General features: G+C 57.1%; 1 protein-coding gene. It reads right to left on the minus strand.

Going from position 1 to position 1,069, the window contains the following annotated elements; translation table 11 throughout:
• Positions 1-21: 21 nt before the first annotated feature.
• Positions 22-1,020, minus strand: coding sequence for a transposase (locus EXE41_RS18545; protein ID WP_137691789.1), 999 nt, complete (start codon positions 1,018-1,020; stop codon positions 22-24).
• Between the last annotated feature and the right edge of the window lie 49 nt (positions 1,021-1,069).

Below are 1,069 nucleotides of genomic sequence, written 5' to 3' on the forward strand. Positions count from 1 at the left end.
GAGCCTGTCATAGAAACCATCTCATAGCTTGAGCTTCTCGCGGCCAAGGTCGTCTCCCCGCTCGAAATTGGTGATTACAACGACGAGACGGAGACACAGCGCAAGGAACACTTGTGTTCGTGCGTGGACGCGGCCTCGGGCGCGAACGTGCCCGAGGCCGCAGTCCTTGACCGCATCGTTGGTTCGTTCGACTCCTGTCCGGTGATTGTACGTCTCGTCTAAGATGGATTGCTTGAGCTGAACCTCCTCGCTGTGTTCTTCGATACGGTCTTCGACTCTGTACTCGATGGCTTTCGGGTCGTTAGTATTTCGTGGATTGTACGGGGCGACTGGCACGACCCCTGCGGCCAGCAGGTGGTCGTGCCAGTCGAGGATATCGTAGGCGCTGTCTCCGAGCATCCAGATCGGTGTGTCGACGGCGAGCGCGTCACGCGTGACGCGCATCGCCGTCTCCTGATCCGCTTGTTTAGCTTGTGTGAACTCCGCTGCTATTGGGATCTTTGCGCCGGTTGAGACGAGTGTACAGCCGAAGCCGTAGTAGTACTCCTCGGCTGTTGGGTCGTAGTTCCATGAGGCGGCGTCGTTGTGCTGGATCGCTTCGATGTGAGTTGAATCGATAGAGTACGTGGAGTCGAGCAGGCCGCGGGCGGCGGCCTGCTCGACGAGTCTGTCGAAGACATCGTCAACGACGTGTTCGAGATCAGTGAGAAACCGATCAATAGTGTCTCTGGACGGCGGTTTGTCGAGTCCGCAGTAGTACCAGACAAGGCTATGCTGGAGTTCTCGTGTGATCGGACGAGTGCCGTAGACGTCCTCGTAGTAGCAGTGTAGAAAGCCGCAAAAGAGGTCTGGTGGTTTGTGAACTCGTGTTCGCCCCCGGCGAGCGGGGGCGAACACTTTGTACTCCAGTAGAAACTCGAAGTCGAGATGTTCAAACAGCGGAACCGTCTCGGTAGCCGCTGCATTCAAGAACTCGTCGACCGAAGCTTCGTTTTGCAGGGCTTTGGAGCTTGTAGACACCGTCTCCAAACCCTGCTGCTTCGCACGTGAGGCTTTCTATGACAGGCTC

Origin of the sequence: Halorubrum sp. SD690R, from assembly GCF_005435035.1 — an archaeon.
Taxonomy (GTDB): Archaea; Halobacteriota; Halobacteria; order Halobacteriales; family Haloferacaceae; genus Halorubrum; species Halorubrum ezzemoulense.